Genomic DNA, 21,973 nt, shown 5'->3' with positions numbered 1-21,973 from the left:
GGGCGGGTCCACCACCCCCCACCCCGCGCCGTTGCCCCCCGCCCGGGGGGGGGGGGGGGGGGGGGCCCCCGCGCCCGGGGGGGGGGGGGGGGGGCGCCCCCCCCCCCCCCCCCCGCCCGGTGCTGTTCGACATCGCGCTCGCCGTGGCGGCGACCTTCGTGGAGGTGGGGGTGCTGTTCAACGACGGCACCAGGCCCGCACCCCTGCCGATCGCGGTGACCGTCCTCACCGGTGTGGTGCTCTTGGCCCGGCGCCGGTCCGGGGTGGCGGTGACAGCGGTGGCAGCCGCGTCGGCTGCCGCGGTGACCGCGGCCGGGTACTCGCCCGGGGGCGCGCCGGCCGTCGTCGCGCTGTGGTCGCTCGCCGAGACGCGTGACCGGCGCATCTCGCTTGCGGTGCTGGCACCGATGGTCGTGTTCCTGGAGGCCGGCAACGTCTGCAGCCCGACGGTTTCGATCGGGGCGTGGACGCTGGGCGCCTACATGCAGACGCACCGCCGCTACGTCCGGGCGGTGGAAGAACGAGCCGCCACCCTCGAACGCGAACGGGAACAGCTCGACCTGATCGCGGCGCAGCGCGAACGCGGCTCGATCGCCCGCGAACTGCACGACATCGTCGCCCACTCGGTGACGGTGATGCTGATCGGGGTCCGCGGCGCCCGCGACGTCCTGGATACCGACCCGCAGGTGGCAGCGCGGACGCTGGAGCGGGTGGAGACCAGCGCCGAGCAGAGCCTGGCCGAGCTGCGCCGGGTCCTCGTCCTGCTGCGCGGGCAGCATGCGGCGGAGACCCGACCGCAGCCCTCCCTGGCGGACCTGGACGAACTGATCGCCGGGTACCGCGCGGCGGGACTGCCGATCCGGCTGGAGATCGCCGGGGAACCGCTGGACCTGCCCAGCGGGGTTGAGCTGTCCGCCTACCGGATCATCGAGGAGGCGTTGACCAACGCCCTGAAACACGCCGGGGCAACACTGGTCACGGTACGGCTCGGCTATGGCGGAGCAGACCTGGAGGTGCGGGTGCACGACGACGGGACGGGAACCGGCGGGCCGGGACCCGGCGGGCACGGCCTGGTAGGCATGCGGGAACGGGTCGCGGTGCTCGGCGGTGAGCTGGAGACCGGCCGGGCCCCCGGCGGCGGGTTCCAGGTCGTGGCCCGGCTGCCGGTCGGGGAACGGGCATGACGATCCGGGTGCTGATCGTCGACGACCAGGAACTGATCCGGATCGGCTTCCGGCTGTTCCTGCAGACCCAGGCCGACCTGGAGGTCGTCGGCGAGGCCGCGGACGGCCACGAGGCCCTCATGCGAGCCGCGGAGCTGCGGCCCGACGTCGTCCTGATGGACGTCCGGATGCCGCGGATGGACGGCGTCGAGGCCACCGCCCGCCTCACCGCCACCGAGCGTCCGCCTCGCGTGCTTGTCCTCACCACCTACGACCTCGACGAGTACGTGTTCGGCGCGCTGCGTGCCGGGGCATCGGGATTCCTGCTGAAGGACGCGCCCCGCGAGCGGCTCCTGGAGGCCATCCACGTCGTCCACCAGGGCGAGGCGCTGCTGTCCCCGTCGATCACCCGCCGCCTGATCGAGGACTACGCCGACCGCGCCGACCCGGTCCGGCCATCACCGGATCTGCTGACCGCGCTGACCCCGCGTGAGCGCGAGATGCTCCTGCTGATCGCTCAGGGCCTGTCGAACCAGGAGATCGCGGCGCGGCTCGTCGTCACCGAGGCCACCGTCAAGAGCCACGTCGGCAGCGTGTTCGCCAAGCTCCACCTCCGCGACCGGGTCCAGGCCGTCGTACTGGCCTACGAGCACGGCATCGTCGTTCCGGGCCGCCGTCCCAACCCCCTTTGAGAGATCGCCAACAACTATCGGCGGCCCGACCCGATTCTCCTACATCCCCACGACCTGCAGCTACCTGACCACTGCGGCCCGTTCCTGCCGTATTCCGGTGGCACCCCTACGAGGCCGCCGCCGTCGCCGAGGTCGCCGAGGAAGCCGGGATGGACGTCATCCGACACACCCTGACCCGGGTCGCCGGCGGGTACCGCCCCAACCGCTGCAAGCGCGGCGACGGACCCAACGGCCTGGGGCACGTGTGGCTGGTCTTCACCGCGCACGCCACCGGCCACCCCCGCCCTGTGGACGGCGCCATGCCGGGCCTGCACTGGGCGGAGCGGGAGGAGCTGGCCGAGCTGGCGGCCCGCACCGCCGCACGTGCCCGGGGCACGGTGACCGACGCCCAGTGGCGCGACCGCCCCGGGCTGGAGCCGGTGTGGTGTCGATGGATCGTGGCCGTCGGCCTGATCACCATGAGCGCCGATGACCTGGAAGCCATCGACAACGCGCTCTAACCGGGGCGGATGCGTCGCGCTCGGCAGCATCCGCAACGCCCGCGGCCAGTACACCCTGGCGACCGCCACCGTTTGACCCTGCGAAGGAGAACTCCCGATGACGTTCCCGCCCCTGTTTCCGCCGGTCCGGCCTCTGGCCCCCGGCGGTTTGTCGGCTGAGGAGATCGACCACATCGAGCACCAGGCCGCCGCCCTCAACGCCGACGACCGTCTCATCCCGCTGTCGCAGGTTCACGAGCTGGCCCGCACCGCCCAGCTGCTGATCGAGCTGCTGGACCGCGACGGCGACTGGGGCGGCTGCACCGGCTGCATCGTCGCCGACCAGCTCGGCCCGCTGTGGACCAGCAGCCCCTGCCCCTATCACCTGGGAGTGGCTCACGACTGGGAGGCCGCCCGCGCCATCATCGGCACGGCCCTGAAGGCCCCCGAGCACCAGGCGGCCCGCGAGGCCGTCGTCAAGGCCCTGGAGGCCGAAGAAGGCTGACCGCCTCCCTGTCCATCCAGCGCCCTTCCGGGTCTCCGGAAGGGCGCTGATGCGTTCCGGGGTTCACCCGCCCGAACGGTCTGCATGAGCGCCAGGAGGTGGGCGAGCGGGTGGACGACCCGGCTCGCCGGGGGTCCGGGGGCGGCGCGCCCCCGGCGACGACCTGCTCAACCGGCGTGTTCACCGGCCGAGACCCGGGCCGCGCCCTGGTCGGTGTTCGGGGCCGCGTGGGTGGTGCGGGCCGGGAAGGTCCAGGCGCGCGGTGGCCGGGCGGGCGGCGTGCTGGGCGCGTTGGGTGCGCTCGGTGTCGCGACGATAGTCCGACAGGGTGTGACGCAGGGCCTGTTCGATGCGGATGTTGGTGAGCTGGGCGCGGGCGGTGGCCCCGGTGAGGGGTGTGCCGGGGCGGGGAGCGCCCGGCGGTGCTGGTCGGTCAGCCCGGCCGCGCGCTGGCGCGCGGTGCGCTCGTCGTCGGCGACGGCGGCGGCGTGGTGCTGGGTCCAGCGGGTGGTCAGGTCGGTGTGGTCGGCGGTGGCCTGGCCCTCGCGCCAGGTGGTGCGGGCGGCAGGTCGGTGCCGATCCGGTCGCTGTCGGGGTCGCCGGAGCGGGCCTGCCATCCGCGGCGGCCGCCGTAGGTGGTGCGCTGTAGCGTCCCGGCGACCTGGCCGCCCGGGGCCACCACCCGCCAGCGGCCCTCATTCGCCTCGGCTTGGGACTGCACCAGCCGCCATCCCGCCGGCAGCCCGTCGATCGGTTCGTCGCGGTGGATGGTGGCCTGGCGGCGGCGGTGTTCGGCCTCGGCCGCCAGCGCCCGCAGTGCCTTGACCCGCGAGGGGTAGGCGCCGTTCTTGGAGCCGGCGGTGACGATGGCGCCCGCGACCTGGTCGGTGGTGCGGGCGTGGCGGGCCTCCCAGGCGTACCCGCGGGTGGCCTGCCGCTGGTGGACCACCTGACCCACCTGCGTGCTCTGCTTCCACCACAGGGTGTAGACCTCCTGGTCGGGATCGGCCTGGGTCATCGTCCACTCCGGCTCCAGTCCCGCCACCCGGCGGCGCACCAACGGCCCGCCAGCTGACTTGGCCACCGGTTCCGGCGCGACCCCACCGGCGAGCCCGGCCTCACCAGACTCGGCCTCACCAGACTCGGCCTCGGCAAGACCGACCGACCGGCTCCCAGCGCGGTGGTCACCACCGCTCATCCCCTGCTCCGGAACCGAACCGTGGCGGCCCGCCCCCTGCCGCGCGGCGACCGTCTGCGGTGCTACCACGTTGTCCTTGCCGCCCTTCGAAGTCGCCGCGGCCGCGGGTGCGGCGAGCACGACGGCGGAGGGCTCGCTGAGGCCGCCGGTCGCCGGGGCCGCGGCGCCGCCCTCGTGACCGGCCTGGTGGCTGATCTGCTGGGCGGTGGCCTGGTCGTGGCCGCGCAGCATCCGCATCACGGTCGCCGGCGAGGGGTGTTTGCCCTTCTTGGCGCCGGTGGTGATGACCAGGCGGGCGGCGATCTCGCGCAGGCTCATCCCCTGGTCACGCAGGTGCAGCGCCCTCGACAGCATGGGCTCATCGGCGACGCTGGCGCCGCCGATGGCCTTGCCACGGGCCCGCGCCGCCTCGTGTCCTTCCAGGGCGCGGTCGCGGATGTACTCGCGTTCCATCCCCGACAAGGCGGCCAGCACGGTGAACACGATCCCGCCCGGATCGTGGGAACCCTGCAGTTCCCCGGTGAGGAACTCCAGCGCGATGCCGTCGGCGCGCAGCTGCTCGGCCAGCGCCGCCAGCTCCAGGCCGCGCCCCAGACGCTTGTGCTCATGCACCACCAGCGTCACCGCCACCCCGACGGCGCGCAACCCGCGCGCCAGGGCGATGGCGTTCTCCAGTTCGGGGCGACGGGTGGCGCGGATGGAGATCTTCTCGGCGAAGACCCGCGTCACCGAGCCCCCGGCTTATGAAGCGCGGCGGACCGGACGCCCCTGTGCGGCGCCCACGAAGGGGCTCGCCCGTCAGAAGCGGCGATGACGTCCAAGCTGGGTGCCTGGTTCGCGGCCGGACCGGCATCGGCCATCACCGCAGGTACTGCCCCGAAACCACAAGGCGTTCCGATACACCTGGCACGCACCAACCACACCACCAGACAGAGAAGAGGATGCGGGTGAGGAAAGCTTTTGGCGACGGGGGCGGCCGCGGTGACGGCGACCGCGGGCGTCGGGCTGGCCGCCACACCGGCCCAAGCCGCCAGCGCCGTTCAGATCTACCGGGTGTACTTCGACTCCCCCGGCAAGGACACCGGCTCCAACGCCTCGCTGAACGGCGAGTGGGTCCAGCTGGTCAACACCTCCCGCTCGGCTCGCCAGCTCAAGGGCTACAAGCTGCGCGACAAGACCGGCTACACCTACACCTTCGCCAGCTTCACGCTCAAGGGCCGCGCCAAGGTCACCATCCGGACCGGCAAGGGCCGCAACACCACCGCCACCCGCTACTGGGGCCGCTCCTACCTGCCGCAGGTGCGCCCGGTCGCTGATGAGCCGTGCCCGATCGTGTGCGACAAGGGCTGTGCTGGGGCTGGCGTTGAGGCCGCTGCGGCTCGGCTGGGCCATGTGCTGATCCGCCCCTGGCATGTCCGTTCTGGCTGCGGCAACGCATCGAGGCGGTCATCTGGACGTTGAAGAACCGGCTGGGGCTGGAACTCCACCAGGCCCGTACCACCGAGGGTTTGTGGGCGCGCATCAGCCAGCGCATCGTGGCGCTCAACGCCGCCATCTGGCGCGACTGGCTCGCCGGTCGGCCCGTCAAACGATCCCTGGTCGCTTACGGCCGCTGACCAGCACCAGGAATTCCCATCAACGGTCTAGGGGTGGGCGAGGCGTTCGAAGACGAGTTCTCGGCCGTCCTCCTCGTCCCATCGCTCGCCCGTCCGGTGGAAGCCGAGGGCGGTGATGACGGCCAGGGACGCGGTGTTGTCCGGGGCCACCGAGGCCCGGACGGTCCTGGCTCCCTCGTCTGCGGCGCGGTGGAGCAGTTCGGTCGCGATGACCTTGCCCCAGCCCTGTCGTCGTGCGGCCGGGTCCACCGAGTAGCTGATCTCGATGGTCCCCTCGTCGTCGGGCGGGGCCTGGAAGCCGCCGTGGCCGACCACCACTCCTTCGGGTTCGGAGACCACCGCCCACACGCGGCCCTGGGGCCGGTCGGGGGCGGTCTCGCGGAGCCCGGCCCGGTAGCGCCACAGAGCCCGCAGGCCATCGCCCACGAAGTGCTCGGTGAGGGGCACCCCCGCCTCCGCCGAGGCCGTGGCGGTGTCACCGGCCGCGAGCGCGGACATGGCCTGCGGGGTCATCTCGACCAGCCTCATGCGCCGGGAACTGTTTTTGATCATGGATGGGATGGTCGCACCGGCCGTGCGCGCGGCTCAAGGCGGTTGCGGGCCCGCGTCGTTTCGGCAGTGACCGAAGCGTCGCGGGCCTACCGTCGGGGCCGTGCAGACATTCACGCGATACGCCGAGGTGACCGCGGCCCTGGCCGACCCGGGCTTCACCGTCGTCCCGGCCGGTGGCGACGGCGGCCCGGGCACGTTGGACTGGCTGCGGCGCACGGTGTGCCGCTTCAGCGAAGGCGAGACCCACCGCCGGCGCCGCGCCGTCGTGGAACGCGAGCTGGCCCGCGTCGACCCGGCCGAGCTGCGCCGCGCGGCCCGAGTCCGGCCGGACGCGGTCGCCGTCCTCGGCCGTGCGCTCGGCGTCACCGACCTGGAAACGCTGACCGCCGCGGTTCCGGTCGCGGCGGCGGGCTATCTGACCGGTGACCGCCCGCCGGGCGCCGACGCGGCGGTCGCGGCGCTGGTCGGGCTTCTCGGGCCGGGGCCGGACGAGACCGTGGCCAACCGCATCGCGATCCTCGTGCAGGCCTGCGAGGCGACCGCCACGCTCGTCCGGTCCGCGCTCGGGCTCGCCGGCCCGGACCGGTGGGACGCCGAGTCGCTGGTCGTCGAGACACTGCGGTTCGCCCCGCCCGTCCCCGCCTTGCGCCGGGTCGGCGCGGGCACTCCGGTGGTGCTGGACGTGCGGAGCGCGAACCGCGATCCGGCCGTCTTCGCCGATCCCGAACGGTTCGATCCGGGCCGGACCGGGCCCGCGCACCTCACGTTCGGTTCGGGACGGCGGCCCTGCCCGGGCGCGGTCCACGCCGTGCAGATCGCCGCCGGGGCCGTGGAGGCGCTGCGCTGAACCCGGCGCCGGGATCGTCGATCACTCGGTGCGGAGGGCGGACGCGGTGCGGATCCGGGCGGCCCAGGTGGCCGGGAGCAGGGCGCCCGCCGTCGCGATCGCGAGTCCGCCCAGCAGGAGAGCGGCCGGCAGCGGCGGACCGTAGGGGTCCATCACCTCGGCGGGGAGGCCCGTGCCCGCGCTCTCCCCCATGACGGGCAGCACCCGGGCGTGCAGGGCGAGACCGAGCGGCACGCCCGGCGCGCAGGACGGGGACCAGCGCGGTCACGGCGACGACGCCGAGGGCCGCGGCGGCGACCGCGGCGGAGACCCAGGGCGCGACCGTCAGGGCGCCGGCACCGTAGGCGTCCTCCGCCTGGCTCATCACCGGGACCGCCGGCAGGTTGGCGAGCACGACGCCCAGGGCGGTGCCGGCGGCGGCCGGGAGCAGCGCCTGCCCGACGTAGGCCCGCACGACCTGCGCGGGCGTGAGGCCGAGCGATTTCATGATGCCGATCCGCCGCGTCGCCGCGCTGACCGCGCCGCTGACGACCGCGCCGATGACCAGCACGGACATGGCCAGGCCGAGCACGCCGGACGCCACGATGAACGGCACGAACGTCGCGGCGGCGCGCTCGGCGGCCAGCCGGGTCGTGAGGTGGGAGGTCGCCCCGTCCAGCGCGCGCCCGCGTCACCTCGGCGTCGGTACCGGAGGAGGCCAGCCGGTAGGCGCGGGGCGCGCCGGGGACGCGCAGGGCCGCGGCCTGTTCGGGCGGGACTTATGCGTCTGTGGTCCGGCTCACCGACCGGGCGCGGCCGACCACGGTCAGCGTGGGGCGGCCGGGCAGGCCGGGGAAGGAGAGCCGGTCGCCGATCGCGAACGGCGGGCCGTCGGCGCTCACCACGATCTGGCCCCGCCCGTCCGCCCACGCGTCCTCGGTGAGGTCGGGCCGGTCGACGCACCCTCCGGAGCGGTCCCGACCGACGATGGTCAGCGGTGGCAGCCGCATCCCCGGCGGCACGCCCCGCCCGTCGAAGCCGTCCGACTCGACCGTGGGACGCAGCGACACCACGGGGTCGGGGCCCGCGGCGGCCGTCACGCCCGGCGTCCGCGCGGTGGCGGCCAACTGCGGGGCGGTGGCCCTGGAGCCGTCGGACCGCGCCGTCAGGTGGGCGCCGTCCTGCCGCGCGAACCCGTCCGGGCCTCATCCGCCCGCGCCGCCGGCGCTCCCCGTCCCCGGCGTCGGGATCCCGCCGGTGGACGGCGCCGTCCACCCGTGGCAGATCCTCCTGGCCCTGCTGGTGGCGTTGCCGCTGGTGGTCCGGCGCCGGTATCCGCTGGCGGCGTTCGTGGTCGTCGTCGGCGCGGCGCTGCTCTACGACGACGCCCCCGGCTTCGGCCTCGCCTTCCTCTTCGCCGGCTGCGTCATCGCCGCCTACAACTCCTACCGGACGCAGGCCACGGGCTGCGTCATGGTCGGCGGCGGCCTGGTCATCGCCGACCACAAGGCGAGCCTTCCCGCCATCGGCACGGGCGTCAGCACGTCGCTCTCCCTGCTGCTGGTGTTCCTCGCCGCGAACGCCCCGCACAGCTGGCGCCAGCGCATGCGGTCGCTGGCGGCGCGGCAGGAGGCGGCGGCGCCCGACCGCGCCGAGCAGGCGCTGCTCGCCGTCGAGACCGGGGCCGCGCGGCGCTGACCGGGCTGCGCCACGTCATGGGGCTGCTCACGATGAACGGGGACGGCCCCGACCGGCTCACCGAGGACCTCGCCCCGCCGCCAAGGCCGGGGCAGGTGGAGGCCCTCGCCGCCCGCGTGCGCGCCACGGGCGTCCCGGTCGAGCTGTCCGTGACCGGAGCGTCCGGGCCGCTGCCGACCGGCATCGACCTCGCCGTCTACCGGGTCGCCCAGGAGGCGCTAACCAACACCGTCAAGCACGCCGCGGGCGCGAGCGTGACCGTCACCATCGACCACGGTCCTCGCGCGCTGCGCCTGGAGATAATCGACACCGGCACCGGGCGCGGCCTCATCGGCATGCGGGAACGCCTCGCCGTCTACGGGGACGCGCCGGAGGCCGGACCGCTGCCGGACGGCGGGTACCGCGTCCGCGCCGTCGTCCCGCGGGAGGGCGTCCGGTGACCGACCGGCCCCGCGTGGTGGTCGCCGACGACGGCATCGGCGTCGTCGCCGAGGCGGCCGACGGTGAGCAGGCCGTCGCGGCCGTCCGGCGGGACCGTCCCGACGTGGTCCTCATGGACATCCGCATGCCGGAGGCCGACGGGCTGGAGGCCACCCGCCGCATCCTGTCGGCCCCCGGCGGGCAGCCGCCCTGGATCATCATCCTGGCCACCTACGGCCTGGACCGGTACGTGTACGCGGCGCTGGCCGCGGGCGCCAGCGGCTTCCTGCTGAAGGACGTCTCGCCGGAACACCTGGTGGCGGCGGTGCGGCTGGTGCGCACCGGCGACGCGCTGCTGGCCCCGTCCATCACGCGCCGCCCGGTCGAACGTTTCGCGCCGCGCGAGCACGGCGCCCTCCACCGCGACCTGTCCGTGCTCACGCCCCGCGAGCTGGATCGTGCGCGGTCTCAGCAACGCCGGGCTCGCCGCGAGCCCGCACCTCGGCGAGGCGACCGTGAAGACCCACGTGACGCGGATCCTGTCCAAGCTCGACCTGCGCGACCGCGCCCAGGCGATCGTCGTGGCGTACGAGACGGGGTTCGTGACCCCCGGAAGCCCGGGAGACCGGTCGGGCGCGCGTTCCGCCGTCTTCGCCGTCGCTGTCGTCCTTCTGCGGTGCCCAGGGCGTAGTCCTGGTGCACACATCGACAGAAAGGCCTCCGCATGGCGGATCGATCCGGCTTCACCGACTACGTCGAGAAGCACTCCGGTCGCCTGCTGCGCAGCGCGTACCTGCTGACCCAGGACCGGGCCCGTGCCGAGGACCTGGTGCAGACCGCGCTCGCCAAGGCGTGGGTCTCCTGGGGCCGTGTCTCGGACGACCCCACCCCCTACGTCTACCGGATCCTGACCAACACCCATGCCTCCTGGTGGCGGCGGCGCTGGCGCGGCGAGGTCCCGACCGAGTGGCTCCCCGAGCCGGCCGGACCCGACCTGACGGCGGCGCTCGACGACCGCGACGTGATGTGGACGGCGCTGGCCCGGTTGTCGGCCCGCCAGCGCGCGGTCGTGGTGCTGCACTACTTCGAGGGCCTGCCGCTCACCCAGGTCGCGCAGATCCTCGGCTGCTCCGGTTCCAGCGTCAAGACCCAGCTCCACCGGGCCCTGACGCGCCTGCGCGTCGATCCCGCCCTCCAGGCCCTCAAGGAAGCGAGATGACCATGCCCCAGACCGAAGAGGAACTCGTCGCCCTGCTGCGCGAGCGCGCCGAGGGCGCGCCCGCCGATCCCGCCCGCGCCGACCGCGCGGCGGCGCTGGGCAGGCGCATGCTGCGCCGCCGCCGGACCGTTCGCGCGCTCGTCGCGACCGGTGCCGTGGCCGCCGTCGCGGCCGTCTTGCCAGCCGTCCCCGGCGATCCGGGCAGGGTCGGCCCGGCCGACGCCACGCTGGTGTCGGTGCGGCTCCCGGACCAGGTGCCGCTGCCGGGCCGGGCCGGTCATCTCTTCCGGGAGGAGAGACTGCCGCTCGTCGCGTCACGGCAGCGGGACCGGATGGGCGTGCCGGTCCGGTTCCGGTTCACGGCGCTGAGCACCGACACCATCTACAACGTGCGGTGCTCGGTGCCCGACTCCTGGATGGTGGTCAAGACCGACTCCCCCGGCCGGGCGACCAGCATCGGCCGGTGCGGCCCCCGGGACCAGCTCGGCCAGTTCGACGCCCGGTCGGCCGGGCGGTCGTGGAGCGGCCGGGCCCACGAGTGGGAGGTGTGGGTGCTGCCGCCGGACGCGCGGATCGACGCGACGACCGATCCGGACGACATCGACGAGATCGCCGCCCGCACCGGCACCCGTCCGGGAGCCTGGGCCGTCGGCGTCTACGACCGGCACGGGTGACCCTCCCCGAGGGGACGACGGCGGCCGCGAAGGATTTCCATCGGCCTTTGACCAGACCCGGACACGCCGAGTCAAATTCGAAGCCTGCGACGGGCGGGCAGGAAATCATCTCTTTTTCGGAGAGAAATTGGCGTTTCCCTCAGCGAGGAGGACGGCTGCGAACGATTCGGAAGATCACCGCTGGCGGCGCGGGGTAGTCGCTCGTTGACCCTTCGCGGCTCCGGACGCTAATTTCTGGCTGCCGTCGCCACACCAGGAGCATCGGGCTCCATCGGGACTCGCGACGCGAAGGATGCTCTGCGCGTTGACGCCAACGATCAGATCTTCGACCATTCCTTCCTTTCCTCCAGCCGATGATCCGGCGCGGCTCCTCGAGGTCCGGCCCTACACGCCGCACTGCCGCGTGATCTTCGAGGACCGGGACCACGCGGTCATCGGCGTCTCTCCGGGCAACAGCTACTTCTCGGCCCGCCGCCTGGTGGATCTCGCCAGGTGGGGGGCCGAGCGGTTCGACCGGGTCGACCTGGTCTACACCGACCTGCACGTGGCCGAGATGTACGCCGCGCTCGGCTACGACCCGGGCGACGCCAGGCGCAAGGCCGGCAAGAACCTGCGCGGTGTCCGGGCCAAGGTGAGGGCCGCCGTCGACAGCGTCGGCCGGCCCGGAGCGGGGGTGAGGGCACGCCCCCTGTCGGCGCTGGCCGACATCCCGGCGTACCGCGCTCTCCACGAACACGTGCTGTCGTTGCTGGACACCGACGCGCAGTTCCGCGGTGTCTGCGACGCGCTGGTGAGCTCGTTCCTGTCCGCCAGGGTGCTCGGGGGCCGGGAACCCACCGAACGGCAACGCCAGGCGTGCCTGCGGTACGTCTGCGCCGAGGCCCCGCTCTTCGTGGACACCCCCGCGATCCTCGGCGTCCCCTCCTCGCTCAACTGCTACCACCAGCTGCTCCCGATGGCCGAGCTGCTGTACTCGCGGGGTTCGGGCCTGCGCGCCTCCCGCAACCAGGGCCATGCCGTCGTGACCCCCGCCGAGGAGGATTCCGATGACCGTTGAGACGGCGCGCGAGCCGCTGCCCGACTTCCCCTTCTCCTGGCGCGGCGACCGGCTGCCGGACGAGGTCGGCGCGCTGCGCGGGGAGCCGGTCAAGCGGGTCCGCACGATCGCCGGCGACGAGGCCTGGCTGGTCTCCTCCCACGAGCTGTGCAAGCGGGTCCTGGAAGACCCCCGGTTCAGCCTGAAGGACACCTCCGCCGAGGGGGCGCCGCGGCAGTACGCGCTGACGATCCCCCCGGAGGTCGTCAACAACATGGGCAACATCACCGGAGCGGGCCTGCGCAAGGCCGTGCTCAAGGCGATCAATCCCAAGGCCTCCGGTCTGGAGGACTGGATGCGGGCCCATGTCGGCGACCTGCTGGACGGGCTGGTCGCCGAGGGGGCGCCGGTGGACCTGCGCGGCCGGTTCGCCAACCCCTACTCGGAGGCGATGCACTGCCGCGTCCTGGGCCTTCCCCCGTCCGACGCGCCCCGGCTGGCCGCGAGCCTGGACATCGCGTTCATGAACTCCCCGGCCCCGGTCGACGGCGCGCGGCTGAACTGGGACCGCGACATCGCCCACATGGTCGAGCGGCTGAACGACCCGGGCACCACCGGCCTGATGGGCGAGCTCGCGGCCCTGCGGTCGGACGGGGCCTACGCCCACCTCACCGACGAGATGCTCGCCACGGTCGGGGTGACGATGTTCGGAGCGGGCGTGATCTCGACCGCCTCCTTCCTCACCATGGCGGTCCTCTCCCTCCTCCAGCGCCCGCGGACGTGGGCCGAGCTGTGCGCGGCCCCCCACCGGGTCCCCGCGGCGGTGGAGGAGCTCCTGCGGGTCAACCTCTCGATCGGCGACGGCCTGCCCCGGCTGGCGCTGGAGGACGTCACGCTGGGCGAGGTGACCGTCCGCAAGGGCGAGCTGGTCCTCGTCCTGGTCGAGGGCGCCAACTTCGACCCCGCGGCCTTCCCCGACCCCCACGCCTTCGACATCGACCGTCCCAACAGCTCGGCGCACCTGTCCTTCGGCGGCGGCCGGCACTACTGCCCCGCCACCGCGCTGGGCAGGAAGCACGCCGAGATCGCGGTGCGGGCGCTCGTGGAGCGGATGCCCGGCCTGCGGCTCGCCGTTCCCGTCCAGCAGCTGGTGTGGCGGACCGGCTTCATGAAACGCATCCCCGAGCGGCTCCCCGTCATGTGGTAGCCAGAACCGTCACCCCACGGGACGCGCGCCGTCCGGGCGCCCTCCATGGAGGACGCCCGGACGGCCTCGCCGGCCTACGCCGTCACACCTCGGCGGGTGCCATCACGAGCCGGATCTCGGGGTCGAGGGCGGCGGGCCCGAGGTCTCCGTCGCCATGCCGCGGGGGCGGCTGGGACGGAAGGGTGGGCGCGGGTTCTCGAGGGAGCAGGGTCGACTCGAGTTTCTGCATCAGCAGCAGTACGGCGAAGGCCACCAAGGGACCGAGGAAGACCACAAGAATCGTTCACACCTCCAGCCGGGGCGTTCGCATGACCGCCGAGTGCCATGCGAAGTTCGCACTGGTTCGCGGTGTGCTGGTGTTCCGCGCTGCGGCCGGTTCAAACAGCCGATCCTCGATCGGAGGTCCCGGCCCCTCCGGTTCAGGACGGCGCGTCGGCCATCCGCGGCGCCTTCTCCCCTGCCGCGGGGCGGTCGACGGCCCGGGGGAGCAACGCCATCAGGGCCACCAGGACGGCGGCGGCCGGCGCGCCCCAGAACAGCACGTCGGGGATCGCCTCGACGGTCGCCTCCGGGCCCGGGGCGCGGCCGTGGAGTTCCCGGGTGAGGAGGGTGCCGGAGACGGCCACGCCGAGCGAGAGCCCCAGGCCCCGGACCGACAGCGCCGCCGAGGTGGTGGCGGCCAGGTCCGCGGGGCCGACCGCGTTCTGCGCGACGACCACCAGGTTCTGCGTCAGCAGCCCGAAGGCGAGGCCCAGCACGGCGATCTCCACGGCGAAGACGGCATAGGGGGTGCCGGACGTGACCCGGCTCAGCAGCGCGAACCCCAGCACCGCGATCGCCGCGCCCGCGACCAGGTAGGGCCGGAACCGGCCGCTCGCGCCGATGCGGGCGCCGGCCAGCGAGGAGACGACCATGAACACCAGGACGTAGGGGGTGAGGGCCAGCCCCGCCCGGGTGGCGCCCATGCCGTAGGCGGCCTGGAGGTGGGTGGGCAGGTAGAGGATCGATCCGCCCAGCAGCGCGCCGAGCAGCGCGGTGGCGGGCAGGACGACGCGCAGCGTGGGATGGGCGAACAGCCGCGGCGGGAGCAGCGGGTCGGCCGCGCGCCGTTCCCGCCGGACGAACAGCGCCGTCAGCACCGCCACCGTCCCGGCCAGCGCGAGGATCACGCCGGACGTCCACGCGTACGTGCGGCCGCCCCACTCGGCCACCAGCAGCAGGCTCACCGTCGCGCCCGCGATCAGGACGGCCCCGGCCACGTCCACCCGGCCGTTCCCGCCCGGCCGGGGCAACCGCAGCGCGAACGCGGTGAGGGCCATGCTCAGCAGGCCGAGGGGCAGGTTGACGTAGAAGATCCAGCGCCAGCCCCAGGCGTCGGTGATCGCTCCTCCGGCGAGCGGGCCGCCCACGCTGGCCAGCGCGAAGACGCCGCCGGTGAAGCCCTGGACCCTGCTGCGCAGGCGCCGCGGGTACAGCTCCGACAGCGCGATCGTGGGGATCACGAACAGCGCGCCGGCGCCGACGCCCTGCAGCGTCCTGGCGGCGATCAGCTGGGGCATCGTCTGGGCCAGGCCGCACAGCGCCGATCCGGTGACGAAGACGGCGACCGCGGCGACGAAGACCGCGCCGCGGCCGAACCGGTCGCTGACGCGCCCGTAGAGCGCGCCGGTCGCGGTCGAGGCCAGCACGTAGGAGGTGACGGTCCAGCCGATCCCGTCCATGCCGCCCAGGTCGGCGGCGATGTCGGGCAGGGCGATGGCGACCACCGTCTGGTCCAGGACCGACAGCAGCATTCCCAGCAGCAGGCCCGCCGTCGCGAGCGGCACGTTGCCCGGCCGGGGGGCGGGGTTCTCGGGCGCCATGCTCAGCTCCTCACCCGCGCGAACGGGTCGGGCAGGCCGAAGTCGGCGCCCAGCAGGTCCTGGTCGATGGCCGCGGCGGCGACGGTGCCGCTCGCCGCGGCGGCGATGACCGCGGCCATCGGCACCGGCATGGTGGCCCGCCGTGCCATGTCGCCCGCGGCGTAGACGCCCGGGATGCTCGTCCGGCCGAACTCGTCCACCTCCACGCACCCGTCTGCGAAGTGCGCGCAGCCCAGGTTCGCGGCCAGACCGGAGCGCTGGCGCGGGACGTTGACGACGAACACCGCGTCCCCGGCCAGCGGCGGTCCGCTTTCGAACACGATGTGCTCCAGGTCGCCGCCGGTCCCCTCCAGGCGGGCGACGGCCTCGCAACGCACCGCCACGCCGTTGGCGGTCAGCGTCTCCCGCGATCCGGGGTCCAGCGGTTCGCCGTCGGTGCACAGGACGACCTCGGCGGCGAAGCGGCTCAGTTGGAGCGCCAGCCGTATCCGGGGCGGTTCCGCGCCGAGCACCGCGACCCGCCGGCCGGTGCATTCGTAGCCGTGGCAGTAGGGGCAGTGGAAGGCGGAACGGCCCCACAGCTCCTCCACCCCGCGCGGGCCGGGCAGGTCGTCGGCCAGCCCCGTGGCCAGCAGGACGCGCCGGGCGTTCACCTCGTCTCCGTCGGACAGGCGCAGGTGGAACCCGCCCTGTTCCAGGGCCCGCGCGCCGGTGACCGTTCCGGCCCGCACCTCGACCGCCGGGTAGGCGGCCAGTTCCTCGCGGCCGAGCCCGCGCAGCTCGGCGGGCGGCGTGCCGTCGCGGGTGAGGAAGTTGTGCACCGCCCCGGCCGGAGCGTTGCGTCCCTCCCCGGCGTCGACCACGAGCACCGGGCGGTGGACCCGCCCGAGGGTCAGCGCGGCGGCCATCCCGGCCGGCCCCGCGCCGATGATGACGGCGTCGAACATGTCTGCCTCCACGAACGATCTCGCTTGACGTGGACGCAAGTCTGCAAGTTAATGTCAACATGAAGTCAAGTGACTCGCTCCGGATCGGGGAGCTCGCCGCGCGGTTCGGGCTGGCCCCGCACGTCCTGCGCCACTGGGAGGCCATGGGCCTGCTGGTGCCCGCGGACCGGGTGAACGGCCGCCGCCGCTACACCCGCGACCACGCCGTCCGCGTCCTGACGATCCTGCGCGGCAAGTCGGCGGGGATGAGCCTGGAGCAGATCCGCGAGATGCTCGACGCCTCCGGCAGGGAGGGCCGCCAGGCGCTGCTCCGGCGGCACCACGAGGAGCTGGAGCGCCGCCTGCGGGAGATCGCGGCCTCCAAGGCGCTGATCGAGCACGCCATGCAGTGCACGGCCGAGGACTTCACGCAGTGCCCCAACTACCGGCGCGTTCTGGACCTGGAGGGGGTGGCCGGGTTCCACGGCGCCCACGGGGGCGGGTGCGTGGTCGAGACCGCGCCGGTGCCCGGCGGCGACGGCACCGGCGAGGCGTCCCACCGCGAAGCCTGACGGCGGGCTCGCGAAGGCGGGCGGTCAGAGGGTGATGGCGACCTTGCCGCGGGCGTGGCCCCGCTCGATGTAGCGCAGCGCCTCGGGGAGCTCGGCGAACGGGTAGGTCCGGTCGATGACGGGGGCGAGCCGTTCCTCCTCCATCAGGCCGGCCAGGAAACGCAGGTCCGTGGAGTTGGGCCTCCAGCGGACGGCGGCGATGCGCTGGCTGACGAAGGGGGAGGCCAGCGCCCCGCGGAGCATCTGCGCCGCCGGGCCCAGCAGCCCGCCGCGGGCCGAGGCGATGCCGCCCACGATCACGAGCGTCCCGCGCGGGGTCAGGGGGCGGCGCAGCTCCGCCAGCGACCGGTCGCCCACGATGTCCATGAGCAGGTCGTACCGCTCCTCCCGCTCGGTGAAGTCCTCCCGGATGTAGTCCACGACGTCGTCCGCGCCCAGCGAGCGGACCAGCGCGACGTTGCGGGTGCTGCACACGCCGGTGACCTCGGCTCCGAACGCCTTGGCGAGCTGGACGGCGAACGTGCCGATGCCGCCGGAGGCCCCGTTGACGAGGACCCGCTGCCCGGCGGCGATCCTCCCGGCGTCGCGCAGCCCCTGGAGCGCGGTGTGCGCGGCCATCGGCACCGACGCCGCCTGCTCGAAGGTGAGGCGGGCGGGCTTGAGGGCCAGCCTGTCGTGCGGGACGGCGACGGTCTCGGCGAACGAGCCCAGCCGGACCTCCCCGAAGACCTCGTCGCCGGGACGCAGTCCGGTCACCTCGTCGCCCACCCGTTCGACGACTCCGGCGAGGTCGGCGCCGGGCACCAGGCCCGGTCTCGGCCGCCGCAGGCCGATGCTCAGCCGCACCAGCTTCGGATGGGCCCGCAGGTGGCGCCAGTCGTAGGGGTTGACGGAGGCCGCCCGCACCCGCACCAGCACCTCGTCCCGGGCGATGGCGGGTTCCGCGACGTCCTTGAGGGTCAGCACGTCGGGCGGGCCGTAGCGGTCCCAGCTCCAGGCCTTCATGGCGTCTTCCCTTCGGTGGGGGGTCCATGACCCGGTGCCGATCTCCCGGGCCGGTGTCCACGGCCGCTCTCGGCCGGGTCACTGTCGTACGCCGTAAGGTTCTCTTACGCCGTAAGACTAACTTACGGCGTAAGAGAGTCAAGGGGTGTGGCGGAAACGGACTCGGCCGGTGCCCGAGGGTGACGGAACGTCCGGCGCGTTCGGTCGCGCCCGGCAGGGGTCACGCGCCGGCGGCGCGGCGGCGTTCCAGCCCTTCGAGGATCAGGTCCAGCGCGAACTCGAACTCGAACTGGTCGTCGCAGAAGCCGAGGGTGCCCTCGGGATCGTCGTGGACGGCGTCCGCCAGCATCCCGACGATGTTCGGGAACCGGTCGGCCATCCGCTCCATCATCGCGGCGGCCTCGGCGTCCGCGGGGCGCGCGCCGTCGGGCCGGAACAGCTCCTGGGTGAATCCGAGGGCGCGGCTGCCGAGGACGTGCAGCGCGCGATGGGCCAGGTCGAAGGTGAACCCGCCCGCCCGGAGGACGGCGACGACGTGGTCGTAGTAGGCGATGACGGCCGGGCTCGTCTCGGTGCGGGTCTCGAGCACCCGCGGGGCCCAGCGGTGACGCAGGAACACCTCCCGGGCGGCGAGGATCCGCGCGCGCAGCGCCGCCCGCCAGTCCCGTTCCGGGAGCGGGGCCTCGACCGCGTCCACCGCCGCCATGACCTCCTCGAGGACCACCTCGACGACGCCGTCGAGAACGGCCTCCTTGTTGGCGACGTGGTGGTACAGCGACATCGCCTCCACCCCGACCTCCTGCGCGAGCCTGCGCATGGTGAGCGAGTCGAGGCCGTCGCGGTCGGCGAGTTCCACGGCGGCGCGCAGCACCCGTCTCCGGCTCAGCGGAACACGGGGCCGCTCGGCCGGTTCGTCGGCGTCGGCCCGCAGGGTCATGGATCTTCCTTCCGACACGCTCCGTCCGTACACGGTAAGTCTCCCCGGTCCGGCGCCCGCGCGGCGACCGGGGCCGACGGGACGACGAGGGCACCGGCCTGACGCTCCAGCGGTCTCCCTGGAGGCGGCGCTCGCGGCGTTGGGCGGGTGAGGGCCCCGGCGGATGTCCCGTCCCGGCCGCGTCGTCAGTCCGCCAGCAGCCGGCGCGCCGAACGCACGACCGCCTCGTCCACCAGGCGGCCGCGTTCGTCCAGGCAGACGCCGCTGCCCTCGGCCATGGCCGCGTCGTGGCGGGCGACCAGGTCACGGGCTCGGGCGATCTCCTGGGGCGACGGGGTGAACACCTCGTTGACGACGGGGAGCTGGGCCGGGTGGATGCAGGCCCGGCCCCGGAACCCCAGTCGCCTGAGGGCCAGGGTCGAGGTGCGCAGGGCCTCCAGATCGCGGAAGTCGGTGCTCACCGGGGCGATCGGTGGTCGCACGCGGGCGGCGGCGCTGGCCAGCACGACCTGGGAACGTGCCCACAGGAGACCGGCTCCGGCCACACCACGCCAGCCTCCCGCCCGCAAGCCCTGGGATACCTTCACAGTGTCCCGGACACTGTTTGCCCTGTCCGGCCCCCGCAGGCATTCGGACAGCTCGGACAGCAAAACGATCGCACCGGACATCCAGGGTTTCCGGGCTTGTCCGCACCCGCCCCACCCAGGCGGGCAACACCCCTCAATGGGCCGCATGAACACCCTGGAACCGGCCATCGCGGCCGCCGCCACAGTGATCGCCCTGACCACGATCGCCGCCGCGGCCATCCTCGCGATCCGCATCGCCGTCCGCGGCACCCCCGGCACCCACCGCGCCGGCATCATCCACGCCCTGGCCGACCTCACTCGCGCCCTGCGCGGCCGATAACCCCGCCACCAGCACTCTCGGCGACCACCGAAAGTGAACGCCCCGCCCGCGAGGGTCGTTCCCGATAACGGGCGCGGCACCGTGTGCGAGAACAGCGCCGTCGCGGGCCGGGGCGCGGTTGGGTTCGGGCACCGTCGCCAGGGCCTTGTCCTCGTCGAACGGGGTCACTGGTGGGTGGGGTTCTCCCAGCGGCCGACGCTGCGGGAGCGGACCGGCTCCAGGAAGCGGGGGGCCGCGGTGCCGGGGAAGTCCGGGCCCCAGTTGGTCGCGTCGCCCTCCATGACGACGCGGGCGTTGTCGGTGTACCAGTCGACCAGGTCGGCGTCGGAGCGGACCAGCCAGGTGCAGCCGAGTTCGGCGTCGGCGGTGAAGTCGCCGTGGCGGATCAGCGCCGGCCGCCAGAAGTAGGTGCCCGGCCACATCCTGCCGAAGTTGTACTCGAAGGCCCCTTCCAGGCAGTAGGCCTCCTCCGAGCAGGGGTGGTGGGCCAGCGGCTCCTCGCGCCAGCCGGGCTTGGCCTTGATGAGCCGGGTGTAGAAGCCGGTCTTCTCGTCCCGGTGCAACAGCTTGATGTAGAGCCCGGGAACGGGGGTGCCTCCCAGGTCGAACCGCATCGGGCTGCCGCCCTTGACGTCGATCCAGGGCATCTGCGCCGAGTCGAGCACGATCAGCCGCTGGTCGGGGCGGACACCGGGCCGGTCGGCGTCGGAGAGCTCGAAGCGCCAGTCGCCGTACTCGCGGAACAGCAGGATCTCGGTACCGGCGGTGACCGAGACCGGGGGTGTCCACACCCCGGTGGGGGCCATCCAGTAGCCCTCGGGCCCGAGGACGGTGTCACCGATGGTGACCTGGCCGGACAGGACGTACCACTCGGTCTCGGCGGGGTGGACGCCGGCGGGGCGGGACCAGTCGGAGGTGAAGCGGGCCTTCAGCGAGGCCGAGCCGTCCTCCTCGTCGTAGCTGAGGTTGCGCTGCTCGGCGGTGCCGTCGGCGTGCTGGAACTCGGCGGGGTGCCAGATCAGGTCACGCTCGTCCACGATCTCCACGTGCGCTCGCATGGTGCCCCTCTCGTGGGTTTCCGAGACAAAATGTAGCGCTTACCGGTTTCCCGGACAATATGTATTGTTAACTTCGTGACCCGACCCGGACGCCCGGCAGGCCCGTCCTCCGACACCGCGACGACCGTCCTGACCGCCGCACTCGAACTGCTGCTCACCGAGGGCGCCGCCGCGCTGGTGCCGCAGCGTCTGCACGCCGAGACCGGCGTGGCCCGATCGACGATCTACCGGCACTGGCCGACACCGCGCCACGTGCTGGAGGCCATCATCGAGGTCGCTCCGGTGCGGTCGCCGGAACCGACCGGCGACCTGGCCCGCGACCTGCACACCCAGGTCGACCTGCTGTGCGACCGGCTGGAGGGCAAGCCCGTCGGCGCGGTACTGCAAGCGCTGATCGTCGCGGCCTCCTGGGACGCCTCGACGGTCGACCTCAGGTGCCGCTACGTCCGGGACCTGATGACCCCGTTCGAGACCGTGCTGTGCGCGGCGGGTCTGGAGGAGTCCCGGGTGACGGAATGGGTCTCGGCGATCACCGCTCCGGCGCTGGTCGACTCGCTGCTGCTCAACCTTCCCGTCCCCCGCGCCCGGGCGCACCGCGCCGTGGAGGCGGTCCTCGCCGAACTGGAGTTGACATGACCAACGTCGTCGGCCCCCGTGCCGTCTTCGGCGTCGTGGTGCCCAGCACCAACACCGTGGCCGAACACGACTACTGGAAGGCCGGTGTCCCCGGCGTCGCCTACCGGGCCGGGTCGATGTACATCACCGATCCGGCCATCGCCGACGACGCCGGTTTCGAGGCGCTGCTCGCGCAGATCCGGGCGTCGATCGACAACGCGGTCCGGGACGTGCTGACCGCCGAACCCGACCGCCTGGTCATGGGGATGTCCGCCGAGACGTTCTGGGGCGGCGTCGAGGGTAACGCGGCCTTCGAACGGCGGTTGCGCGAGCGCACCGGCCTGCCGGTGACCACGGGCGCGAGTTCCTGCCGGGCGGCGCTGCGACACCTGGGATGCCGTCGAATCTCGGTGTTCTCCCCGTATCAGCCGGTCGCCGACCGCGAGGTGGGACGTTTCTTCACCGAGGCGGGTTTCGACGTCGCGGCGATCACGGGCCTGCGGTGCCCCACCGCGATGGACATCGCCCGCGTCCCCGGAAACCAGCTGCGCAAGGTGGTCGCGGAGCTGGACGGCCCGGACGTCGAGGCGATCGTGCAGGTGGGAACGAACCTGTCGTTCGTGGCCCTGGCCGACGAGCTGGAGGCCGAACTGGGCAAGCCGGTGATCGCCATCGACGCCGCCACGCTGTGGCACGCGCTGCGCGAGCACGGTTTCGACGACCGCGTCCCCGGCGCGGGCACGCTGCTGCGCGAGCACTGACGCGTCGCGCCGTGGCGCCCGGCGTGCGGGCACCACGGCGATGCCG

Annotated in this window: 26 protein-coding genes and 4 pseudogenes; 19 read left to right on the top strand and 11 right to left on the bottom strand. The window is 73.6% G+C overall.

From position 1 onward, the window contains the following. Positions 1–119 precede the first annotated feature (119 nt). The 4 genes from HNR61_RS42345 to HNR61_RS42330 all read left to right on the top strand — a co-directional run bounded on the left by HNR61_RS42345 (position 120) and on the right by HNR61_RS42330 (position 2,839). Entirely contained in the window at positions 120–1,184 is a 1,065-nt protein-coding gene (locus tag HNR61_RS42345; protein WP_182848784.1) for a sensor histidine kinase, read from the top strand. Then, on the top strand, positions 1,181–1,855 hold the full coding sequence (locus HNR61_RS42340) for a response regulator (protein ID WP_182848783.1): 675 nt from the start codon (positions 1,181–1,183) through the stop codon (positions 1,853–1,855). Before HNR61_RS42345 ends, HNR61_RS42340 begins: the two co-directional genes overlap by 4 nt. Positions 1,856–2,004: 149 nt before the next feature. Next, positions 2,005–2,355 (top strand): hypothetical protein, encoded by a 351-nt coding sequence (locus HNR61_RS42335; protein ID WP_182848782.1) that lies wholly within the window; start codon positions 2,005–2,007, stop codon positions 2,353–2,355. Between the two features lie 97 nt (positions 2,356–2,452). Beyond that, positions 2,453–2,839, top strand: coding sequence for a hypothetical protein (locus tag HNR61_RS42330; protein ID WP_182848781.1), 387 nt, complete (start codon positions 2,453–2,455; stop codon positions 2,837–2,839). A gap of 511 nt (positions 2,840–3,350) precedes the next feature. Here HNR61_RS42330 and HNR61_RS47090 read toward each other — a convergent pair. Beyond that, a complete protein-coding gene (locus HNR61_RS47090; protein WP_312898358.1) occupies positions 3,351–4,766 on the bottom strand; it encodes a recombinase family protein in 1,416 nt (471 codons plus the stop codon). Between the two features lie 252 nt (positions 4,767–5,018). Here HNR61_RS47090 and HNR61_RS50740 point away from each other — a divergent pair. Beyond that, positions 5,019–5,309: pseudogene (locus HNR61_RS50740) on the top strand (lamin tail domain-containing protein); the annotation flags it as partial. A 36-nt stretch (positions 5,310–5,345) separates the two neighbouring features. After that, positions 5,346–5,653 (top strand): annotated as a pseudogene (locus HNR61_RS50735) (IS982 family transposase); the annotation flags it as partial. Positions 5,654–5,680: 27 nt separating this feature from the next. Here HNR61_RS50735 and HNR61_RS42310 read toward each other — a convergent pair. Then, the gene (locus HNR61_RS42310; protein WP_220510450.1) at positions 5,681–6,205 is read right to left on the bottom strand and encodes a GNAT family N-acetyltransferase; all 525 of its coding nucleotides are present in this window, start codon (positions 6,203–6,205) and stop codon (positions 5,681–5,683) included. A 100-nt stretch (positions 6,206–6,305) separates the two neighbouring features. Here HNR61_RS42310 and HNR61_RS42305 point away from each other — a divergent pair, with 100 nt between their 5' ends. Continuing rightward, entirely contained in the window at positions 6,306–7,052 is a 747-nt protein-coding gene (locus HNR61_RS42305) for a cytochrome P450 (RefSeq protein WP_182848778.1), read from the top strand. A 21-nt stretch (positions 7,053–7,073) separates the two neighbouring features. Here the strand turns inward: HNR61_RS42305 and HNR61_RS48795 are convergent, their stop codons facing one another. The 3 genes and pseudogenes from HNR61_RS48795 to HNR61_RS42295 all read right to left on the bottom strand — a co-directional run bounded on the left by HNR61_RS48795 (position 7,074) and on the right by HNR61_RS42295 (position 8,101). After that, positions 7,074–7,286 (bottom strand): hypothetical protein, encoded by a 213-nt coding sequence (locus tag HNR61_RS48795; RefSeq protein ID WP_246444901.1) that lies wholly within the window; start codon positions 7,284–7,286, stop codon positions 7,074–7,076. Positions 7,287–7,344: 58 nt separating this feature from the next. After that, positions 7,345–7,608: pseudogene (locus HNR61_RS50605) on the bottom strand (FtsX-like permease family protein); the annotation flags it as partial. Positions 7,609–7,810: 202 nt separating this feature from the next. Then, positions 7,811–8,101: a hypothetical protein gene (locus HNR61_RS42295; RefSeq protein WP_220510449.1), complete on the bottom strand. Its 291-nt coding sequence runs from the start codon at positions 8,099–8,101 to the stop codon at positions 7,811–7,813. On the opposite strand from HNR61_RS42295, the gene HNR61_RS42290 reads away from it, so the two are divergent. The 8 genes and pseudogenes from HNR61_RS42290 to HNR61_RS42260 all read left to right on the top strand — a co-directional run bounded on the left by HNR61_RS42290 (position 8,085) and on the right by HNR61_RS42260 (position 13,285). Next, on the top strand, positions 8,085–8,729 hold the full coding sequence (locus tag HNR61_RS42290) for a hypothetical protein (protein WP_220510448.1): 645 nt from the start codon (positions 8,085–8,087) through the stop codon (positions 8,727–8,729). The genes HNR61_RS42295 and HNR61_RS42290 overlap by 17 nt on opposite strands. A gap of 17 nt (positions 8,730–8,746) precedes the next feature. Then, positions 8,747–9,169 carry a sensor histidine kinase gene (locus tag HNR61_RS42285; RefSeq protein ID WP_220510447.1) on the top strand — a complete coding sequence of 141 codons (423 nt, stop codon included), beginning with the start codon at positions 8,747–8,749 and terminating at the stop codon, positions 9,167–9,169. Beyond that, positions 9,166–9,420: pseudogene (locus HNR61_RS50315) on the top strand (response regulator); the annotation flags it as partial. The gene HNR61_RS42285 and the pseudogene HNR61_RS50315, both read left to right, overlap by 4 nt. A 187-nt stretch (positions 9,421–9,607) precedes the next feature. Continuing rightward, a complete protein-coding gene (locus HNR61_RS50310) occupies positions 9,608–9,949 on the top strand; it encodes a response regulator transcription factor (RefSeq protein ID WP_312898359.1) in 342 nt (113 codons plus the stop codon). Beyond that, positions 9,874–10,368, top strand: a complete 495-nt coding sequence (locus tag HNR61_RS42275) for a SigE family RNA polymerase sigma factor (protein WP_182848773.1) — start codon at positions 9,874–9,876, stop codon at positions 10,366–10,368. Before HNR61_RS50310 ends, HNR61_RS42275 begins: the two co-directional genes overlap by 76 nt. Next, a complete protein-coding gene (locus tag HNR61_RS42270; protein ID WP_182848772.1) occupies positions 10,365–11,042 on the top strand; it encodes a hypothetical protein in 678 nt (225 codons plus the stop codon). Before HNR61_RS42275 ends, HNR61_RS42270 begins: the two co-directional genes overlap by 4 nt. 292 nt (positions 11,043–11,334) lie before the next feature. Beyond that, the gene (locus tag HNR61_RS42265; protein ID WP_182848771.1) at positions 11,335–12,099 is read left to right on the top strand and encodes a cyclodityrosine synthase; all 765 of its coding nucleotides are present in this window, start codon (positions 11,335–11,337) and stop codon (positions 12,097–12,099) included. Beyond that, on the top strand, positions 12,089–13,285 hold the full coding sequence (locus HNR61_RS42260; RefSeq protein WP_182848770.1) for a cytochrome P450: 1,197 nt from the start codon (positions 12,089–12,091) through the stop codon (positions 13,283–13,285). Before HNR61_RS42265 ends, HNR61_RS42260 begins: the two co-directional genes overlap by 11 nt. A 419-nt stretch (positions 13,286–13,704) precedes the next feature. Here the strand turns inward: HNR61_RS42260 and HNR61_RS42255 are convergent, their stop codons facing one another. Both HNR61_RS42255 and HNR61_RS42250 read right to left on the bottom strand, forming a co-directional pair. Further along, positions 13,705–15,147, bottom strand: a complete 1,443-nt coding sequence (locus HNR61_RS42255) for a DHA2 family efflux MFS transporter permease subunit (protein WP_182848769.1) — start codon at positions 15,145–15,147, stop codon at positions 13,705–13,707. A 2-nt stretch (positions 15,148–15,149) separates the two neighbouring features. Beyond that, the gene (locus tag HNR61_RS42250; protein WP_182848768.1) at positions 15,150–16,094 is read right to left on the bottom strand and encodes an NAD(P)/FAD-dependent oxidoreductase; all 945 of its coding nucleotides are present in this window, start codon (positions 16,092–16,094) and stop codon (positions 15,150–15,152) included. Between the two features lie 59 nt (positions 16,095–16,153). Here HNR61_RS42250 and HNR61_RS42245 point away from each other — a divergent pair, with 59 nt between their 5' ends. Further along, positions 16,154–16,645, top strand: a complete 492-nt coding sequence (locus HNR61_RS42245; RefSeq protein WP_182848767.1) for a helix-turn-helix domain-containing protein — start codon at positions 16,154–16,156, stop codon at positions 16,643–16,645. A gap of 24 nt (positions 16,646–16,669) precedes the next feature. Here the strand turns inward: HNR61_RS42245 and HNR61_RS42240 are convergent, their stop codons facing one another. From HNR61_RS42240 to HNR61_RS42230, 3 genes are all read right to left on the bottom strand, one after another. Further along, positions 16,670–17,650, bottom strand: coding sequence for an NAD(P)-dependent alcohol dehydrogenase (locus HNR61_RS42240; protein WP_182848766.1), 981 nt, complete (start codon positions 17,648–17,650; stop codon positions 16,670–16,672). A 220-nt stretch (positions 17,651–17,870) separates the two neighbouring features. Further along, positions 17,871–18,587 carry a TetR/AcrR family transcriptional regulator gene (locus HNR61_RS42235; RefSeq protein ID WP_182848765.1) on the bottom strand — a complete coding sequence of 239 codons (717 nt, stop codon included), beginning with the start codon at positions 18,585–18,587 and terminating at the stop codon, positions 17,871–17,873. A gap of 185 nt (positions 18,588–18,772) precedes the next feature. Next, positions 18,773–19,132, bottom strand: coding sequence for an aldolase/citrate lyase/malate synthase family protein (locus tag HNR61_RS42230; RefSeq protein ID WP_220510445.1), 360 nt, complete (start codon positions 19,130–19,132; stop codon positions 18,773–18,775). 187 nt (positions 19,133–19,319) lie between these two features. Between HNR61_RS42230 and HNR61_RS42225 the strand changes: the two genes are divergently transcribed. Beyond that, positions 19,320–19,493: a hypothetical protein gene (locus tag HNR61_RS42225; protein WP_182848764.1), complete on the top strand. Its 174-nt coding sequence runs from the start codon at positions 19,320–19,322 to the stop codon at positions 19,491–19,493. 164 nt (positions 19,494–19,657) lie between these two features. Here HNR61_RS42225 and HNR61_RS42220 read toward each other — a convergent pair whose 3' ends face one another. After that, positions 19,658–20,551, bottom strand: coding sequence for a DUF4437 domain-containing protein (locus tag HNR61_RS42220; RefSeq protein ID WP_182848763.1), 894 nt, complete (start codon positions 20,549–20,551; stop codon positions 19,658–19,660). 75 nt (positions 20,552–20,626) lie between these two features. Here HNR61_RS42220 and HNR61_RS42215 point away from each other — a divergent pair, with 75 nt between their 5' ends. Together HNR61_RS42215 and HNR61_RS42210 are read left to right on the top strand one after the other, a co-directional pair. Beyond that, positions 20,627–21,187, top strand: a complete 561-nt coding sequence (locus HNR61_RS42215) for a TetR/AcrR family transcriptional regulator C-terminal ligand-binding domain-containing protein (RefSeq protein ID WP_182848762.1) — start codon at positions 20,627–20,629, stop codon at positions 21,185–21,187. Then, entirely contained in the window at positions 21,184–21,927 is a 744-nt protein-coding gene (locus tag HNR61_RS42210) for a maleate cis-trans isomerase family protein (RefSeq protein WP_182848761.1), read from the top strand. The genes HNR61_RS42215 and HNR61_RS42210 overlap by 4 nt, the downstream gene beginning before the upstream one ends. Positions 21,928–21,973: the final 46 nt, after the last annotated feature.

The sequence above is a fragment of the Actinomadura kijaniata genome (assembly GCF_014138665.1).
Taxonomy (GTDB): Bacteria; Actinomycetota; Actinomycetes; order Streptosporangiales; family Streptosporangiaceae; genus Spirillospora; species Spirillospora kijaniata.
The sequence above is the reverse complement of the archived record's forward strand: the minus strand, read 5'-3'. Positions and strand labels throughout refer to the sequence as shown.

Coding starts and splice junctions, on each gene's coding strand:
- HNR61_RS42340 (WP_182848783.1), top strand. CDS start 1,181: ATGACGATCCGGGTGCTGATCGTCGACGACCAGGAACTGATCCGGATC.
- HNR61_RS42335 (WP_182848782.1), top strand. CDS start 2,005: ATGGACGTCATCCGACACACCCTGACCCGGGTCGCCGGCGGGTACCGC.
- HNR61_RS42330 (WP_182848781.1), top strand. CDS start 2,453: ATGACGTTCCCGCCCCTGTTTCCGCCGGTCCGGCCTCTGGCCCCCGGC.
- HNR61_RS42310 (WP_220510450.1), bottom strand. CDS start 6,205: ATGATCAAAAACAGTTCCCGGCGCATGAGGCTGGTCGAGATGACCCCG.
- HNR61_RS42285 (WP_220510447.1), top strand. CDS start 8,747: ATGGGGCTGCTCACGATGAACGGGGACGGCCCCGACCGGCTCACCGAG.
- HNR61_RS42275 (WP_182848773.1), top strand. CDS start 9,874: ATGGCGGATCGATCCGGCTTCACCGACTACGTCGAGAAGCACTCCGGT.
- HNR61_RS42270 (WP_182848772.1), top strand. CDS start 10,365: ATGACCATGCCCCAGACCGAAGAGGAACTCGTCGCCCTGCTGCGCGAG.
- HNR61_RS42265 (WP_182848771.1), top strand. CDS start 11,335: ATGCTCTGCGCGTTGACGCCAACGATCAGATCTTCGACCATTCCTTCC.
- HNR61_RS42260 (WP_182848770.1), top strand. CDS start 12,089: ATGACCGTTGAGACGGCGCGCGAGCCGCTGCCCGACTTCCCCTTCTCC.
- HNR61_RS42255 (WP_182848769.1), bottom strand. CDS start 15,147: ATGGCGCCCGAGAACCCCGCCCCCCGGCCGGGCAACGTGCCGCTCGCG.
- HNR61_RS42250 (WP_182848768.1), bottom strand. CDS start 16,094: ATGTTCGACGCCGTCATCATCGGCGCGGGGCCGGCCGGGATGGCCGCC.
- HNR61_RS42245 (WP_182848767.1), top strand. CDS start 16,154: ATGAAGTCAAGTGACTCGCTCCGGATCGGGGAGCTCGCCGCGCGGTTC.
- HNR61_RS42240 (WP_182848766.1), bottom strand. CDS start 17,650: ATGAAGGCCTGGAGCTGGGACCGCTACGGCCCGCCCGACGTGCTGACC.
- HNR61_RS42235 (WP_182848765.1), bottom strand. CDS start 18,587: ATGACCCTGCGGGCCGACGCCGACGAACCGGCCGAGCGGCCCCGTGTT.
- HNR61_RS42225 (WP_182848764.1), top strand. CDS start 19,320: ATGAACACCCTGGAACCGGCCATCGCGGCCGCCGCCACAGTGATCGCC.
- HNR61_RS42220 (WP_182848763.1), bottom strand. CDS start 20,551: ATGCGAGCGCACGTGGAGATCGTGGACGAGCGTGACCTGATCTGGCAC.
- HNR61_RS42210 (WP_182848761.1), top strand. CDS start 21,184: ATGACCAACGTCGTCGGCCCCCGTGCCGTCTTCGGCGTCGTGGTGCCC.